General features: G+C 40.0%; 12 protein-coding genes. 6 read left to right on the top strand and 6 right to left on the bottom strand.

What is annotated here, in order from left to right:
- Positions 1-4: 4 nt before the first annotated feature.
- Together MTT09_RS01705 and MTT09_RS01700 are read right to left on the bottom strand one after the other, a co-directional pair.
- Complete coding sequence (locus MTT09_RS01705; protein WP_009294858.1) at positions 5-1,972, bottom strand: proton-conducting transporter membrane subunit; 1,968 nt, start codon at positions 1,970-1,972, stop codon at positions 5-7.
- A 1-nt stretch (position 1,973) separates the two neighbouring features.
- Positions 1,974-2,543 carry a 4Fe-4S dicluster domain-containing protein gene (locus MTT09_RS01700; RefSeq protein WP_009294859.1) on the bottom strand — a complete coding sequence of 190 codons (570 nt, stop codon included), beginning with the start codon at positions 2,541-2,543 and terminating at the stop codon, positions 1,974-1,976.
- Between the two features lie 417 nt (positions 2,544-2,960).
- Here MTT09_RS01700 and MTT09_RS01695 point away from each other — a divergent pair, with 417 nt between their 5' ends.
- Positions 2,961-4,046 carry an MBL fold metallo-hydrolase gene (locus tag MTT09_RS01695; protein WP_429802187.1) on the top strand — a complete coding sequence of 362 codons (1,086 nt, stop codon included), beginning with the start codon at positions 2,961-2,963 and terminating at the stop codon, positions 4,044-4,046.
- A 44-nt stretch (positions 4,047-4,090) separates the two neighbouring features.
- On the top strand, positions 4,091-4,378 hold the full coding sequence (locus MTT09_RS01690; protein WP_087581727.1) for a hypothetical protein: 288 nt from the start codon (positions 4,091-4,093) through the stop codon (positions 4,376-4,378).
- Positions 4,379-5,436: 1,058 nt separating this feature from the next.
- On the opposite strand, the gene MTT09_RS01685 is transcribed toward MTT09_RS01690, so the two are convergent.
- From MTT09_RS01685 to mnmG, 4 genes are all read right to left on the bottom strand, one after another.
- Positions 5,437-6,477 carry a c-type cytochrome gene (locus MTT09_RS01685; RefSeq protein ID WP_429802185.1) on the bottom strand — a complete coding sequence of 347 codons (1,041 nt, stop codon included), beginning with the start codon at positions 6,475-6,477 and terminating at the stop codon, positions 5,437-5,439.
- A gap of 2 nt (positions 6,478-6,479) precedes the next feature.
- Positions 6,480-7,724 (bottom strand): cytochrome b, encoded by a 1,245-nt coding sequence (locus MTT09_RS01680; RefSeq protein ID WP_429802183.1) that lies wholly within the window; start codon positions 7,722-7,724, stop codon positions 6,480-6,482.
- A 10-nt stretch (positions 7,725-7,734) separates the two neighbouring features.
- On the bottom strand, positions 7,735-8,238 hold the full coding sequence (gene petA / locus MTT09_RS01675; RefSeq protein WP_002939267.1) for a ubiquinol-cytochrome c reductase iron-sulfur subunit: 504 nt from the start codon (positions 8,236-8,238) through the stop codon (positions 7,735-7,737).
- 364 nt (positions 8,239-8,602) lie between these two features.
- Positions 8,603-10,465, bottom strand: a complete 1,863-nt coding sequence (mnmG, locus tag MTT09_RS01670) for a tRNA uridine-5-carboxymethylaminomethyl(34) synthesis enzyme MnmG (protein WP_429802180.1) — start codon at positions 10,463-10,465, stop codon at positions 8,603-8,605.
- Positions 10,466-10,637: 172 nt separating this feature from the next.
- On the opposite strand from mnmG, the gene MTT09_RS01665 reads away from it, so the two are divergent.
- The 4 genes from MTT09_RS01665 (at position 10,638) to MTT09_RS01650 (ending at position 16,538) form a co-directional block, all read left to right on the top strand.
- Entirely contained in the window at positions 10,638-14,090 is a 3,453-nt protein-coding gene (locus MTT09_RS01665; RefSeq protein WP_429802178.1) for an acyl-[ACP]--phospholipid O-acyltransferase, read from the top strand.
- 144 nt (positions 14,091-14,234) lie between these two features.
- Positions 14,235-15,014, top strand: coding sequence for an amino acid ABC transporter substrate-binding protein (locus tag MTT09_RS01660; RefSeq protein WP_103575322.1), 780 nt, complete (start codon positions 14,235-14,237; stop codon positions 15,012-15,014).
- 9 nt (positions 15,015-15,023) lie between these two features.
- Complete coding sequence (locus tag MTT09_RS01655; RefSeq protein WP_429802176.1) at positions 15,024-15,776, top strand: amino acid ABC transporter substrate-binding protein; 753 nt, start codon at positions 15,024-15,026, stop codon at positions 15,774-15,776.
- Between the two features lie 9 nt (positions 15,777-15,785).
- The gene (locus MTT09_RS01650; RefSeq protein ID WP_429802175.1) at positions 15,786-16,538 is read left to right on the top strand and encodes an amino acid ABC transporter substrate-binding protein; all 753 of its coding nucleotides are present in this window, start codon (positions 15,786-15,788) and stop codon (positions 16,536-16,538) included.
- The last annotated feature ends 21 nt before the right edge of the window (positions 16,539-16,559 follow it).

The raw sequence follows: 16,559 nt of genomic DNA, 5'->3' as shown, positions 1-16,559 counted from the left end.
TCTCCTAAACTAAAAAGTAGCCCACAGCAAGTATGACACAAAGATATAGCAAGATATAAAGTGCATATACATTTGTATAACCACTTTGAACGATACCTAGCTTATCAGCAAATTTCACACACCATTTAATGACTGGCTCATAAAACATTCCCCACCAAATATCTTTTGGATGGTTGTGATACTCAACCGCGTCAAAATAATTTCTAGTAACTACTTTTTTATCAGCTCTAAATAGCCATTGCATAATTTTTCTAAGGTCGCCAGTAAATGGACCACCTGTCATTTGCATACGTGAGCTATATTTAAAGCCACAAGCCCAAGGATCAGTTTCGCGTGGTTTATCTCTATTTGCTTTCATAACAGCAAGGATGATAAATGGCAAAATCATAGTCGCACATAGGACTAAAGCGATAAGTGGAGTTGAGATCATGCTACCCATAGGTGAAGTTACATTTATAGCACCAAGGCTAGCTTTATAGTCGCTTATAGCGATAGAATTTACAGCTTGCATGATGTAATCAACTATGTAGTTTGCGCCAAGACCAAAGCCAACGCAGCCTATCATTAGGATGATCATACCAAGAACCATACCTATCGGACTCTCTTTAGCATTTTCCCAAATTTTTTGATCTCTTGGAGTACCTGCAAAGATAACAGCGTAAAGTTTAAGGTGCATACCAACCAAAACGCCTGTTAGCGCAAGAGCTACGACACCAAGTGTAAATGCATATCTAACTAATGTTCCTTCTCCCATAGCACCTTGAAGCATACCTTGATATGTAAACCACTCTGAAACAAAGCCATTTACTGGAGGTAAAGCTGCGATACCCATGATACCTATAAACATACCAAGGCTTGTCCATGGCATCTTTTTAGCAAGACCACCAAGGATGTCCATATTTTGTGTATGAGTAGCGTGGATGACTGAACCAGCGCAAAGGAAAAGCAGACCTTTAAATATAGCGTGGTTAACTACGTGGTAGCAACCTGCTAGAAAACCTACTGCTGCAAGTGTTAAATTTCCAGCTGCAACGCCGTAGATACCAGTACCAAGACCTAGCAAGATGATGCCTATGTTCTCAACTGAGTGGTAAGCAAGCAAAGCTTTGAAGTCGTGTTGGCAAAGAGCGTATAAAACACCAAATAGTGAGCTAGCTGCACCAAGAGCGAGTATTGTAAGACCAAAGTATGTGCTAAGTGGTAGGTAAAGTGTAAATTTAACTAGTGTAAATAGAGCAACTTTAATCATAACGCCTGACATAAGGGCTGAAACGTTTGATGGTGCTGCTGGGTGAGCTTGTGGAAGCCAAACGTGGAATGGCCACATACCAGCTTTACTACCAAAGCCGACTAAGAATAGTATAAATACAGCAGCAGAAGCGCCAAATGGCATCTTAACACCCATAAATGCGCTAAATTCAAAGCTTCCTGCATAGTAAGCTGTGATAAGCAATCCACAGGTTATACAAAATGCACCGATTTGTGCGATACCAAGATATACCATAACCGCTTTAAGTGTATTTTTACCGTCATTGACGATGATAAGAAATGATGATACAAGAGTCATAAGCTCCCATAAAACAACAAAGCAAAATACATTATCAGCACTGATTACTAGAAGCATTGAAAGGATGAATGTGTTAAACAAACATGCAAACACACCAACGTTTGCTTTTTTTATGTACTCTTCTGCATAGCTCATACCATAAACACTACTTGCAAATCCGATGAAAACAACGACAAAGCTGAAGAAATTTCCAAGTGGATTTAGCGCAAATTTTGGCGAATACAAAAAGCCATCCATAAGAGCAAAGCTATCACTTACTCCCATATTTGCAACGAAGTGACACATCGCATAAAAGCAGCTTATAGCACTTAGTCCAAAACCAACTTTAACAGCGGCTTTTGGAGCGCAGTAGAGCAAGATACTAACGACGGCACTTACAAGAAATAGCATATAAACCGTAGTCATCTTATGCTCCTTGTCCGTTTAAAATTTTAGTAGCAAATTTATTCGCTGCATCATAGTCTATCCTCTTGCCAAGCTTATGTTTGCCCTCTTCTGGATCTACCATTATAAGAGCACTTGTTGGGCATACATCAACGCAAGCTGGTCCATTTTCACGGCCAAAGCACATATCACATTTTACCGCGATGTTTTTTGCGCCTGATTGTGACTCTACTTCAAGATAGTATTTTGGCTCGACAGCGTAATTTACTGAAGGCATAAGCTCTGCACTTGAGCTTATCGCACCATAAGGGCAAGCGATCGTGCACATCTTGCAACCTATACAAATTTCCTCGTGAAGCTCGATGCAATTATCATTAAATCGCAATGCTCCAGTTGGGCATACATTTGCGCAAGGGCCATCGTCGCATTGTCTGCACTGAGTCGGCATAACACCGCTAGCTTCTCTTAAGACGCTTAGCCTTGCACGTGATAGTTTGCCGCGTTCATAAGCACTTTTAAAACATGCAGCCATACAGGTCGCACATCCTATGCAGCGTTTAGAATCGGCAATCACAAATTTATGTTTTTTCATAAATTCCTCCTAAAAAACAAGGCAAGACCGCCCTGCTCACTAATAGAGTGATTGTTAATCACATGAATAGAGATAGTTAAATTTTTATTTAACATCTCAAACGCTCCTTCCTGAAATTTTTGAAACAATTCTATAACTTCTGGCGATTAAATTCCGTCAGCTATCTGACAAATTTTGTATTTTTGAAATTAAATTTTTATTTTATATTAGTTTAAGATATGCTATTAAACGGCGTTATTATCGTGTGATTAATCAAAAAAGATTAATATTTCATAACAGATAATTAGTAAAAAGAGTAAAATTATCTTAATTAAGTTTAAATTTAAAAATTAGTTTTTTAAGCTTGGGTTAATTAAATGAAACTGAAATTTAAAAATCTAAAATATAATCCAACTTTTAAATTTAAAAAGGTCATTGATGGAAATTTTTATAGTCATAGTTTTGTTTATCGCTTCAGTTTTTGCTTTTATGAAATTTGCCCCTGTTTTTGGTGGCACACCAGACGCCAAGAGCCAAAAGCTCATAGAGGCTTCACCAAATTTTAATGGCAAAGTTTTTATAAATTTAGAGCCGACAATCGATATGGTAAAGAAAAATCCGCAAGCGTCTATGTTAAATTACGTCCCTCAAGCACTCTTTCCACCAAAGGGCAAGCTACCAACTAAGCCTTTGCCAAATTTAAAATTTGACGCAAACGCCCTCAAAAATGGCGAGTTTATCTGGCTTGGACACGTTAGCCTAATTTGCAAGCTTGATGGCAAAATCATCATCACAGACCCAGTTTTGCACCGAGCATTCCCTCTTCCACTTGGCGGCAAGCCCTTTGCCTACGAGCACACCATCACCGCTAGCAACTACCCAGAGGTGATCGACGTCGCCCTCATCTCGCACGACCACTACGACCATCTTGACCATAAAACGATCCTTGAGCTAAAGGGTAGGATAGCTAAATTTCTAGTACCGCTTGGCGTCAAGGCTCACCTCGTAAAATGGGGCGTAGATGAAGGCAAAATTTACGAGTTTAACTGGTTTAACGAGCAAAAGATAGGAAATTTAAACTTCACTTTTTGCCCTTCAAGGCACTTTAGCGGGCGCACATTTAAAAGAAATACCACACTTTGGGGCGGCTGGGCGGTAGAGGAGGCTGGCTTTAGCTTTTACTTTAGTGGTGATGGCGGATATGGCGAGCATTTTAAGATGATAAATGAGAAATTTGGCGGATTTGATCTAGTTTTCATAGAAAATGGCGCTTACAGCGATGGCTGGCCCTACGTGCACATGAAGCCAGAGGAGTCAGTGCAAGCGCTAAAAGATCTTGAAGCTAAGCTTGGTGTGCCGGTGCATTGGGGTAAATTTGATCTTTCTTATCACGCTTGGGATGAGCCGATCAAGCGTTTTGAAAAGGCGGCTACAAAACTTGAGCTAAACTACGCAACGCCAATGATCGGAGAGGTTTTCAGCGTGCAAAATCCGCCTAGAAAAAAGTGGTGGGATGAAATTTAGGAATAAAATTTGCTCTAAATTTTAAAATCCAAAAGGAAGTGCAGATGAAAATTTCTGAAAATTTATCAAATTTAAAAAATGCTATCGACAAGGCTGCAAAAAACGACCTTGATGCAAGCGCTACTGGAAGCTTTTTGCAAAATTTAGAAAAAGCAAACAAAGAGACAGAGAAGATCTACGAAAAGCTTGAAAAAGAGCTAAAGAGCGACGCGCAGATGTTTAAGCAGTTTGACTTCATGCAGATGATGACAAAGCTTCAATACGGCAACCTAAAATCAAGCGAGCGTGAAGAGCTGATAAACAAAATGAGCAAGATCGCCAAAGAAATCTAGCTGTTTGGTGTGATTTTACGGCGAGTTAAATTTGGCTGTTTTGCGTAAATTTATGTGGTTTTGTTGAGTAAATTTGCTAAAAATGTAAATTTACTCGCTTAGTGGCTGTTAATATTCTTGCGTTTGACGCATCTTTTATTAAGCACATCTTTTCTTGCACACTGGGCGTGATAGCATCGGCATATCACATACACAAAATTCCAGCAAATTTCTCAAATACTTTTAACCTCTAAATTTAAGCTAGTCAATCAATAAAGGCAAATTTTAAAATTTACAAGCGAGCATATCACGGCTCTAAATTTAGTGCTAAACGAAGTGCAGCCTAAATTTAGTAGTCTGCTAAGACGAATGAGCAAGATTTTAAAATTTGCAAATTTGTTTTGCTAAATCAGGTAAGCAACAAGTAAATTTTAAAATTTCATGAACGAGTAATTTCGGCTCTGATTTTAGTGGCAAGCTTTGCGAGACCTAAATCAGTAGTCAATTCTTGTGAGTGAATGGAATTTTAAAATTTACAAAAAGATTTTTAGAAATTTAATGTTTCGTTTTTATCCAAAAGGGGGACAAAGGGACTCGAGTTACGAGGCCGTCCCCTTATCCCCCTTTTTAAATCCCCTAAACCCCTCGCACGTTCAAAGTGCATGCAAATGTGCTAAAGCACTGCATGCGGTTTGCTTCTAAGAAATTTCTATCAAATTTTAAAATTTATGAACGAGCATATCATGCTTCTAAATTTAGCGGCGAATAGCTATGAGCCCTAAATTTAGTAAGTTGCTAAGGCGAGCAAGTAAAGTTTTAAAATTTGTAAATTTGCTTTATCAAATCATATAAGTGTCAAGCAAATTTTAAAATTTCATGAACGAGTGATTTTGGCTCTAAAATTTGAACTAAGCGATAAGCGAAGCCGAATTTTAGTAGCCAATTCTTGCGAGTGAATGAGATTTTAGAATTTGCAAAAATAGTTTGATTAAATTTATAAAAGAATAATTTTAAAAAATACCTATTTATATATGTAAATTTACTAGAGAGAATTTAAGAGCCAAGAAGGCTCTTAAATTTTAGTGGAGTTCGCTCCAGACTTTGCGTTTCCAAAGCCAAGCAAAAATTCCCAAGATGAAGAAGTATATCATCACGTAAATGCCAGTGCTCTCGCGCTCAGCTTTTTTGCTGTCGCCTACTTTTTCTATGTAAGATACTATGTCGTCTTCAGCGGCTTTATTTAAGCCTACTCTAGGCATCGCAGTGCCAGGAAGCATCTTTTGAGTATCGTTTATAAATTTATGCAAGTAGTCAGCACCTTTTGAGCGGATCATCATAGATAGATCTGGTGGGTTTGAGCCCATATATGCTGCAAGGCTTACTTTGTTGCTAAGAGTATATTTTTTATCATACTTCATATCGTGGCATCTTTGACATGCGTCAGCAAATACCTTTTCTTCAGTGATCTTGCTCTTTGCATCCGCCTCAGCTGATACCTTTTTAAGATAAGCAACTATGTCAGCGATCTCAGCATTTATATCGCCGCCAGCACCCATAAATGCAGTCATCGGATAAGGATGCTCGTCATTAAATTTATGAGATAGTTTTACAGCCATAGTTGGATTTTTGATGAGTGCAGCCAAAAATCTCTCGTCATAAATTTTACCAGCTGTGCTAAGATCTGGTGGCACTACGCCAAAGCTTTGGCTAGCTGTCTCAGCGTCCATACTAGCTGGCATACCAGCTGCTTCGATGCCGTGACATCCTGTACATCCAGCTGCACCAAATGTCTCAGCACCTTTTGTTGCGTCACCTTTTGCAAGGTCGATCGAATTTATATCAGCCCAAAAAGCTGTATAGTCATCAAGAATTTTTTGTGCCGTCTCAACATCTTTTGTAGCTGCATCGATGCTAGCCTTGTTGCCGCTAGCTTTTGCAGCCTCAAGCGCCTCTTTTTTCTGCTCTAAAAAGTGTTTTGCATAGTCAGTATCTTCTTTTGAGAAGTTATACTCGGCATTTGCAGTGTGCGGATGAAGCTTTGTATGAGCGTAAGGCTCGATACCCCAGTATAAAATACCTGAAAGGATAACAACGATGGCAAAAATTTTAAGCTCTTTCATGATTAGCCCCTTTTTCTTTCAAGTATTGTGATAACTGGAAGTGCGATTATAAATAGCACTAAAAATAGTAGTGATGCGTAAAATCCTATCCAGTCGTTGATGCCGCCTGTTGGGAGCTTGCCATATATAGATAAGACGATAAGGTCAGCAACCAGCACCCAAAACCATACAAAAAATAGTGGTCTTTTGTGAGCTGGAGCTACAAGGTCGCTTCTATCAAAAAGTGGTATAAGCATAAACGCAACACCTGCGAATGCAAATGCGATAAGACCGATATTATAAGCTGAAATTCCAGCTATATCAAAGAAGAAGCCACGTAAAATTTCATATTGCCACAAGAAGTACCACTCTGGATAGATGTGTGGTGGAGTTTTTAATGGATTTGCTGGCTCAAAGTTGATAGGATCCATCGCAAAGTTGAAGTGATAGCAAACAAGATATATGACAAAGATCATAAAAAATGATACATACATAAAGTCTTTTGCCAAAAATCCTGGCCAAAATGGTATGACTTTAGCTTTTGCTCTGTCACCATGCAAGTACTCTTGTGCCTCTACATCAAAATCGATATCTTCGCTTGTTAGGTTATTTACGTGAGGAATCCTTAATGAGTAGAAGTGGATAACCAAAACAACGATAGTTACAAGTGGTAGCAAGCAGACGTGAAGCATGAAAAATCTAGTAAGCGTTGAGTCACCAACTGCGTAATCGCCCCTGATCCACTCAACCAAAGCATCGCCTATAACTGGCACACCACCAAAGAGCTGAGTGATAACAGTCGCTGCCCAGTAGCTCATCTGACCCCATGGGAGCATGTAGCCGCTAAATGCCTCTGCTGAAAAGCAGATAAATAGCACCATACCGCTTATCCAGATGACCTCTCTGCCTCTTTTATATGAGCCATAGTAAAGTCCAGTAAGCAAGTGGATATACATGATAAGAAATATCGTAGAAGCTGAAACTGCGTGGATATGACGCCAAAGCCAGCCATACTCGACCTCTTGCATAATAGTGTAATTTACGCTGTCAAAGGCTAAATGTATGTCTGGTTTGTAATACATCATAAGCAAATAGCCAGTGATGATCAAAAGCAAGAAAAGTGTCGTTAGGATAACACCCATCGCCCAAAGGAAATTTATATTTTTTGGGATCCAGTATTCGCTAACTAGAACCTTCATAAGCTTTGTAAAAGCTAGGCGTTGGTCAAGCCAGTCAATAACGCCAGTTGATTTATGAGATAAAGACATCACTAACCTCCTAAGCTTTAGCTACTAATTTTTCGTATTCTGGGCTTGTTTCGCCTAGAACTAGCTTGGTACCATCTATCTTAAATGGTGGGATATCAAGCGGTCTTGGTGGAGGTCCGTATGTCTGCACGCCATCAACATTAAATTCGCCGCCATGACAGGCACAGACAAACATTTGCTTGCTCGCTTTATACTCAGGGATACATCCTAGGTGCGTGCAAAGTCCGATAAGAACTACATATCTCGCATCTCCAACGACAACATCTCTCTTGTCGTTTTTAGCCATATCTGGGCTTTTTTTGAGGATGAAAATAGGTTTTTTACGCCACTCAACCTGTCTCATCTCGCCATCTTTGATCGGACTTAGATCGACAGTTGTAAAACCAGCAGCTTTTACGCTAGGGAGCGGATCCCAGGTCTTTTTCATGGCAACTAGTGACATCGCGCCACCAACAGCTGCCACGGCACCAAACGCAAGGCCGATAAAGCTTCGTCTTTCTTGCTTTACTGACATTAATTTCCTTTCTATAAATAAAATTTAAACGATTATACTCCCAAAAAATTAAAAAACTATAATCTCACAATATAGTTTGTAAAAATAAAGTGAATTTAAGCTTTTTTTACACTAAAATTTGAACTAAATTTATCTAAAAATGCCTGTATATCATGACTTTAAGTTTTTTATAAAAGAGAAATTTGACTTAAATGACAAAACGTTATTATAAAAAATTTTTCTATTTTAGAGCTTGTAAAATAGAAAATTTTAATAATAAAATTTATTAAACTTAAAAAATTATAAATAGCAACTATTAAAAATGAGCAACTTTGTTTTAAATTTTAAACGCCAGTTAAATTTTAAAACCATAAAAGGCTTAAATTTAAGCCTTTTTCTCGCTCATCTTTATGTAGATATGCAAAATGTCAATCGCTGCTGGCGTGATACCCGAAATTTCACTCGCCGCAAAGAGCGTTGGCGGGGCAAATTTCTCAAGCTTTTCTACCACTTCGTTACTAAGTCCGCTTATGCTTCTAAAGTCAAAATTTTCAGGGATTTTTACATCCATCATATCTTTCATTTTTTCGATCTGATTTTTTTGCTCGCCGATGTAGTGCTGATATTTGCACTCGGTTAAAATTTGATCCATACTCGCATCGTCTAAATTTACAAATCTCTCATCAAGCTTTCTTAGTTTCTCAGCCGTAAAACTCTTGCGTGCGACGATCTTTTGAAGGCTCACGTTTTGGCTGATCGGCTCTTCATCAAGACTTGCTAAAAGCTCTAAATTTGCCTTGCTTGGCGTGATCTGAGTCTCGTTTAAAAACTCCAGCCCCTCTTTTAAATTTCTTCTTATATTTTCGATCTCATTAAAAGTCTCGTCATCAAGAAGCCCAAGCTCATGGCCATATCCGCCAAGCCTTAAAATGGCATTTTCCTCACGCAAAAGCAAGCGGTACTCCGCCCTACTCGTAAACATCCTATATGGCTCTTTTGTCCCTTTTGTGACAAGGTCATCTATCAAAACGCCGATATAAGCCTCATCACGGCGCAAGATAAGCGGTTCTTTGTTATCCAGCGAAAGCGCTGCGTTTATACCAGCCATTAGCCCCTGAGCGCCGGCCTCCTCGTATCCTGTCGTGCCGTTTATCTGCCCAGCCAAGTATAGCCCTTTTACCTTTTTAGTCTCCAAGCTATGTTTTAGCTGTGTTGGCTCGACGTAGTCGTACTCGATAGCATATCCGTGCCTTACGATTTTAGCGTTTTCAAAACCCTTTACAGAGCGGAGCATCTGCACTTGCACCTCATAAGGCAGGCTCGTTGAAAAGCCGTTTATGTAGTACTCTGTCGCTTCAAGGGTCTGAGGCTCGATGAAAAGGTGGTGTCTGTCGCGGTCGCCAAAGCGGTTTATCTTATCCTCGATACTTGGGCAATATCTTGGTCCGATCCCTTCGATCTGACCTGTAAAAAGCGGCGCTTTGTCGAAATTTGAGCGGATTATCTCGTGCGTGGTTTCGTTTGTATAGGCGATGTAGCATGGCAGCTGCGTTGGAGAGAAATTTTTAGTTCTAAAGCTAAAAGGCGTTGGGTCTTGATCGCCATCTTGCATTTCTAAAATTTCAAAATTTATCGTTTTTGCGTCGATCCTTGGGCATGTTCCAGTCTTTAGCCTGCCTAAATTTAGCCCAAGCTCCCTTAGACTAGAGCTTAGATCCTTTGCGCTTAGCTCACCCACACGGCCAGCCTCAAGTTTGTTAAATCCAACGTGGATAAGCCCGTTTAAAAATGTGCCAGTTGTAATTATCACTTTTTTTGCGTTATATGTGTTATTTAGGTGGGTTTTAACGCCTGTTATCTCGCCATTTTCGCTTAAAATTTCAGTAGCGATCTCTTGAGAAATTTCTAAATTTGGCGTGTTTAAAAGCAAATTTCTCATATAAACGCGGTATCTATCCATATCAATCTGAGCGCGGCTACCACGTACTGCTGGGCCTTTACTCTCATTTAGCACGCGAAACTGGATACCAACTGCATCAGTTGTAAGCCCCATTTGACCGCCAAGCGCGTCGATCTCTTTTACAAGATGCCCCTTTGCAAGGCCTCCGATGGCTGGGTTACAGCTTGCAGCGCCTATTTGCTCGGCTAATATCGTGATCAGTAAAGTTTGTTTGCCCATTCTAGCAGCCGCAAGACTTGCCTCAATGCCAGCATGTCCGCCGCCAACGACGATGATTTCATAGTTCATGATAAATTTTTCCTTGTTTTTTGATAGGCGGATTTTATCAAAAAGCATATAAAATTTAAATTTTTTCAAAGAAATTTCACCACAAAATTTATGACTAGAGTTTTTTATTAATGATATTTTAAATATTTTACTGCTAGATTTACAAAATTTTAAATCCAAAAAGGCTTTATTCATGAGGAATTTACTAAAAGTCGCTGGCTTTTTGCCCTACCTTGCGATCGCATTTTTAAACGCAAGTGTCGATCTAGCACACAAAATCACCATCCAAAACGTCCTTTTAAAGACCTACTCAGGCGACACGCTTTTCATCCTAACAGCCGTTATAAACGCGATGATCTTACTTCCATTTATATTTTTATTTTCGCCTTCAAGCTTTATAAATGACAAATTTGCAAAGACAAAGGTTATTAGAATTTGCGCCGTCTTTGGCGTTGTTATCAGCGTTGCGGTGTTTATTAGCTACCTTTTGGGCGCTTTTGGCGTGGCATTTGCACTCACTCTCATACTAGCTGCTCAAAGCGCGATCTACTCGCCTGCAAAATATGGCATCATCAAAGCCCTCGTCGGCACTGAGCGACTTGGCACAGCAAACGGCGTCATCCAAGCGCTTACCATCGTAGCGATACTTGTTAGCTCATTTTTATTTTCATTTATATTTGAAAATTTATACATCCAAGGCGAAAACTCAGAAGAAATTTTAAAAAGCGTCTATCCTATCGGCATCTTTTTGGTCGTTTTTAGCGCACTTGAGGCATTTTTTGCCTACAAGCTACCTTATATCAGCGAAACAAACGAACAAAGCGGAGAATTTGAGCTCAAAAAATACATCAGCCTTAGCTACTTAAGAGAGAATTTAAAAGAGGTAAGATCAGATAAAAATATCTGGCTAAGCATCGCTGGACTTAGCATATTTTGGGGCATCTCTCAGATCATCATAGCAGCCTTCCCAGCTCACTACAAGGCAGTTTTTAATGACGACAGCTCTCTAGCAGTGCAGGCGATCCTTGCAGTAAGCGCCATAGGTATCGCATTTGGCTCATACGTGGCTGGCTCTATGTCAAAGCTACACATCGAGCTTGGCATCGTGCCGATGGGCGCTATTGGTATATTTTTCTCGCTATTATTTTTCGCTTTTGGCTCAAATATCGGCGTAGTGAGCCTTAGCTCATTTGCATTTGGCTTTTTTGGTGGAATTTTCATAGTGCCGTTAAATGCGATGATCCAGTACTTTGCCCCGCAAAAGAGCACTGGCAAGATAATGGCAGCAAACAACTTCTTGCAAAACGTCTCAATGCTGCTATTTCTAGCCATTGGCATAGGCTTAGTATATTTTGAAATTTCAACCACTGGGCTCTTTGTCTTTACAGCGCTTGTTTGCCTAATCGGCAGTTTTTACGCCATTTTACAGCTTCCACATCTTTTTACAAGGCTACTTTTACTGCCATTTTTAAAGACAAAGTACCGCTTTTTCGTTGAAGGGCTTCAAAATTTACCGCAAAGTGGCGGCGCGCTGCTTCTTGGCAATCACATCAGCTGGATCGACTGGCTCGTGCTTCAAGCTGCAAGCCCTAGGGGCATAAGATTTGTCATGTATAGAACGATCTATAACAAATGGTATCTAAAGCAAATTTTTAAATTTTTCAAAGTGATCCCTATAGGCGCAGGAGCTAGCAAAGAGTCGATCGAGCTTGTGCGTGAGTGCCTAAAAAATGGCGAAGTGGTCGCACTTTTCCCAGAGGGGCACATCAGCTACAACGGCCAGATAAATGAATTTCAAAAGGGCTTTGAGCTTATCATCAGAGATCTAGAAGAAATTTGCATCGTGCCATTTTATCTTCGTGGCCTTTGGGGTTCGAGCTTTTCAAGAGCTAGTAAATTTTACAAAGACCTTACTTCTAAAAACGGCAGACGCGACATCATCGTCGCCTTTGGCAAGCCAATAACTACATTTATAAACGCTGCAAAGATGAAGCAAAAGGTGCTTGAGCTTAGCTTTTCATCGTGGGAGAGCTTTATCTCAAGGCAAAAACCGCTAACAAGCGAATGGCTAAATAACGCAAAAGAGGATAAATTTAAAGAGTGCGTGAGCGACAGCACTGGACTAAATTTAAGCAACTTGAAATTTATAACAGCCGTTTTAGTCTTTATCAAAATTTTCAAACGCGAGCTAAAAGATGAGAAAAATATAGGCATCTTACTACCTAGCTCAAGCATCGCAGCCATCGTAAATATGGCGCTTCTTGCAATGGGCAAAGTGAGCGTAAATTTAAACTACACGCTAAATGAGACCTCACTAAATCACGCCCTAAGAAAGGCAAATATAAACACGGTGATAACCTCCAGCAAATTTCTTGAAAAGCTCGCACTTAAGGGCTTTGATCTAAAAGATGCGATGAGCGGCAAGGCTAAATTTGCAGAAGATCTCTCAGCCAGCGTCTCAAAAAAAGAGAAATTTTTAGCACTTTTAACTGCGTTTTTTGCCCCAACTTGGCTTATTAAGCTTTGCTATTTTAAGCGTGTAAGCTTAGAGGATACAGCTACCATTTTATTTAGTAGCGGCAGCGAGGGCGAGCCAAAAGGCATCGAGCTAAGCCATAAAAATTTACTTGCAAACATTAAGCAAATAAGCGAACTTCTAAATTTCAAAAAAGATGACGTGATCTTAAACTCACTCCCAGTATTTCACTCATTTGGCCTAACAGTCACCACGCTCATGCCGCTTTGCGAGGGCGTAAAAATGGTAAGCGTGCCTGACCCAACAGATGGAGCGACTATCGGCAAAATGGCCGCAAGACACAGCGCCAGCATCATCTTTGGCACCTCGACCTTCTTTAGGCTCTACACCAGAAACAAAAAGCTTCATCCGCTGATGTTTCAAAGTGCCAGAATGGTCGTAGCTGGGGCTGAAAAGCTAAAACCTGAGATAAAAGACGAGTTTAGGCTCAAATTTGGCATAGAAATTTATGAAGGATATGGCGCGACCGAAACGGCACCAGTAGCTGCTGTAAATATGCCAAATATCCTAGAAAAAGAGAGCCTAAAAGAGCTTACATTTAATAGACCTGGCAGCGTTGGCATGCCTCTGCCTGGCACCATTATAAAAATAATCGACCCAGAGACGCTTGAAGAGCTAGAAACTGGCACAGACGGACTCATCGTTATCGGCGGATCGCAGGTGATGAAGGGCTATCTAAACGACGAGGCCAAAACAAACGAAGTCATCACACACATTGACGGCGTAAGATACTATAAAACTGGCGATAAAGGCCACATCGATGAAAACGGCTTTGTGTTTATCGTCGATAGGTATTCAAGATTTGCCAAGATAGGCGGCGAGATGATAAGCCTTGGAAGTGTCGAAGAAGAGCTTGCAAAGGTGCTTGGGGGCGACGTCGTCTTTAGCAGCGCAAACGTGCCAGATAGCAAAAAAGGCGAAGCGATCGCACTTTTAGTAAAAAGTGGCACAGAGCCTGAGAATATCGAGCAAATTTTAAAAGAAAGCAGCCTAGCTCCTATAATGATGCCAAGTTATATATTTATCGTTGATGATATACCAACGCTTGCAAGCGGCAAGGTTGATTTTAAGGGGGTAAAAGCTCTAGCGGTCTCACTTTTAGCGGAGTGAGACGCCGCCCTTTTATTTTTGTGATAAAATAGCGCCAAAACATTACCTAGGTCGCAGTTGCGACTGACATTTGCATAAATCTTAAATTTATCTTTTTTTGCAAATTCCATTATTGATTTTATTTTTCTTAATAAGGAGTTTTGTATGAAATTTTCTAGTGCTTTTAAATTTGGTGCGCTCTGCGTAGTTGGCTGTTTGCTCTCTTTAAATTCTGCCTTGGCAAATTCTTACGAGCAGATCAAAAAAGATGGCGTCATAAGGATAGCAACGGAAGGCGTTTATTCGCCATTTTCATTTCACAATGAAAAAGATGAGCTAATGGGCTATGATGTAGAGATAGCAAGAGCCGTGGCTAAAAAACTAGGCGTAAAGCCAAAATTTATCGAAGCTTCATGGGATGCGATGCTAGCGGCATTTGACGCAGACAAGGCGGACGTGGTGTTTAACCAAGTAAGTATAACCGACGAGCGAAAGAAAAAGTATGACTACAGCGTACCATATATGGTCTCTTACTCGGCCATCGTCGTGCATAAAGATAATAGTGACATCAAAAGTTTTGCTGATCTAAAAGGCAAAAGAAGCGTGCATTCAGTAAATAGCATGTGGATACCAACAGTTGAAAAGTATGGCGCCAAGCTAGTTGTGGCTGATAGTTTGAGCGATCAGATAAATTTGATCATCACAAAAAGAGCCGATGATACGATAGATGATGCGGTGATGTTTTATGACTACATCAAACAACATCCAAACGCCCCTATAAAGATCATCGAAGCTGGCGATGAGCCGATGTATACGGCCGCGATTGTTAAAAAAGGTAACAAAGAGCTACTAAATAAGATAAATAATGCCCTAAATGAGCTTAGCAAAGAAGGAGTTTTAAGCGAAATTTCGCTTAAATACTTCGGCAAAGACATTTCTAAATAAGGAGAATTAATGAATTTTAAGCCCATTTTTGGCTTTATCGCAGGTGCTTTTTTAGCTTTAAATTTAAATGCTTCAACTATCAAAAAAGGCGAGCTTATAGTTGCAACTGAAGGCACTTACTCACCTTACTCATTTTATGACGAAAAGGGCGAGCTAGTAGGTTATGACGTAGATATCGCAAAAGCGGTAGCAAAGAAGCTAAATTTAAAAGTTGAGTTTCTAACAGCCCCATGGGATGCGATGTTAGCTGCATTTGACGCTGGCAAAGCAGATGTCGTTTTTAACCAAGTTAGCATAAACGAAGATAGAAAGAAAAAGTATGATATGAGCGTGCCTTACACCATGCCATATCCCGTAATAGTCGTGCATAAAGACAATAACGACATCAAAAGTTTTGCTGATCTAAAGGGCAAAAAAAGCGTGCACTCTGCAACTAGCAACTGGGCAGCGATAGCCGAGAAAAACGGCGCAACAGTGGTCGTGGCTGATGGCTTTAGCAAAGGCGTGGAGCTTATCATCTCAAAAAGAGCTGACGATACGATAAATGATAATGTCACATTTTTTGACTACATCAAACAACGCCCAAATGCACCGCTAAAGATCGCATATACTAGCAATGAGCCGATGCCAACAGCTGCACTTCTTAAAAAAGGCAACACCGAGCTACTAGAAGCGATAAACAAAGCGCTTGATGAGCTAAAAGCCGAGGGCAAGATAAGCGAAATTTCGATGAAATATTTTGGAAAAGATATTTCAAAATAAAGGATCAAAATGAAATTTACAAATTTATTAAAAGTGGTAGCAGTGCTTGCAATGGCTCTAAATTTACAAGCAAAAACTATAAAAGATGGCGTGCTAACAGTAGCGACAGAAGGCACTTACGCACCTTTTACATTTTATAATGACAAAAATGAGCTAATAGGATACGACGTAGATATCGCAAGAGCAGTAGCGCAAAAGCTAAATTTAAAAGTTGAGTTTCTAACAGCTCCATGGGACGCGATGCTAGCAGCATTTGACGCTGGCAAAGCAGACGTTGTATTTAACCAAGTAAGTATAACTGATGAGAGAAAGAAAAAGTATGCTTTTTCAGTGCCTTATACTGTGACATTTGGCACTATCATCACTAGAAAAGATAATAACGAGATAAAAAGTTTTGCTGATCTAAAAGGCAAAAAAGATGCCGACTCAGCAACTAGCAACTGGGCGAAAGTAGCCGTAAAATACGGTGCTGAGCACGTCGTAACAGATAGTTTTGCTAAAAGTATGGAGCTTCTTATATCAAGGCGTGTAGATGCTGTTGTAAGAGATAACATCGTATTTTACGACTTCATAAAAGAGCGTCCAAATGCACCTGTAAAGATAGCTGCCTCACTTGACGAGAAAGACTACACAGCAGCAGCTGTTAAAAAAGACAACGCCGAGCTTGCAGAGCAAATTTCAAATGCACTAAACGAGCTTTCAAAAGAGGGCAAACTAGAAGCCATCTCAAAAAGCTACTTTGGCAAAGACGTCTCAAAATAAATTTATAAACCAACAAGGCAA

Source organism: Campylobacter concisus (assembly GCF_050447505.1).
Classification (GTDB): domain Bacteria; phylum Campylobacterota; class Campylobacteria; order Campylobacterales; family Campylobacteraceae; genus Campylobacter_A; species Campylobacter_A concisus_BP.
This window is presented reverse-complemented; position numbering and strand designations above follow the sequence as displayed.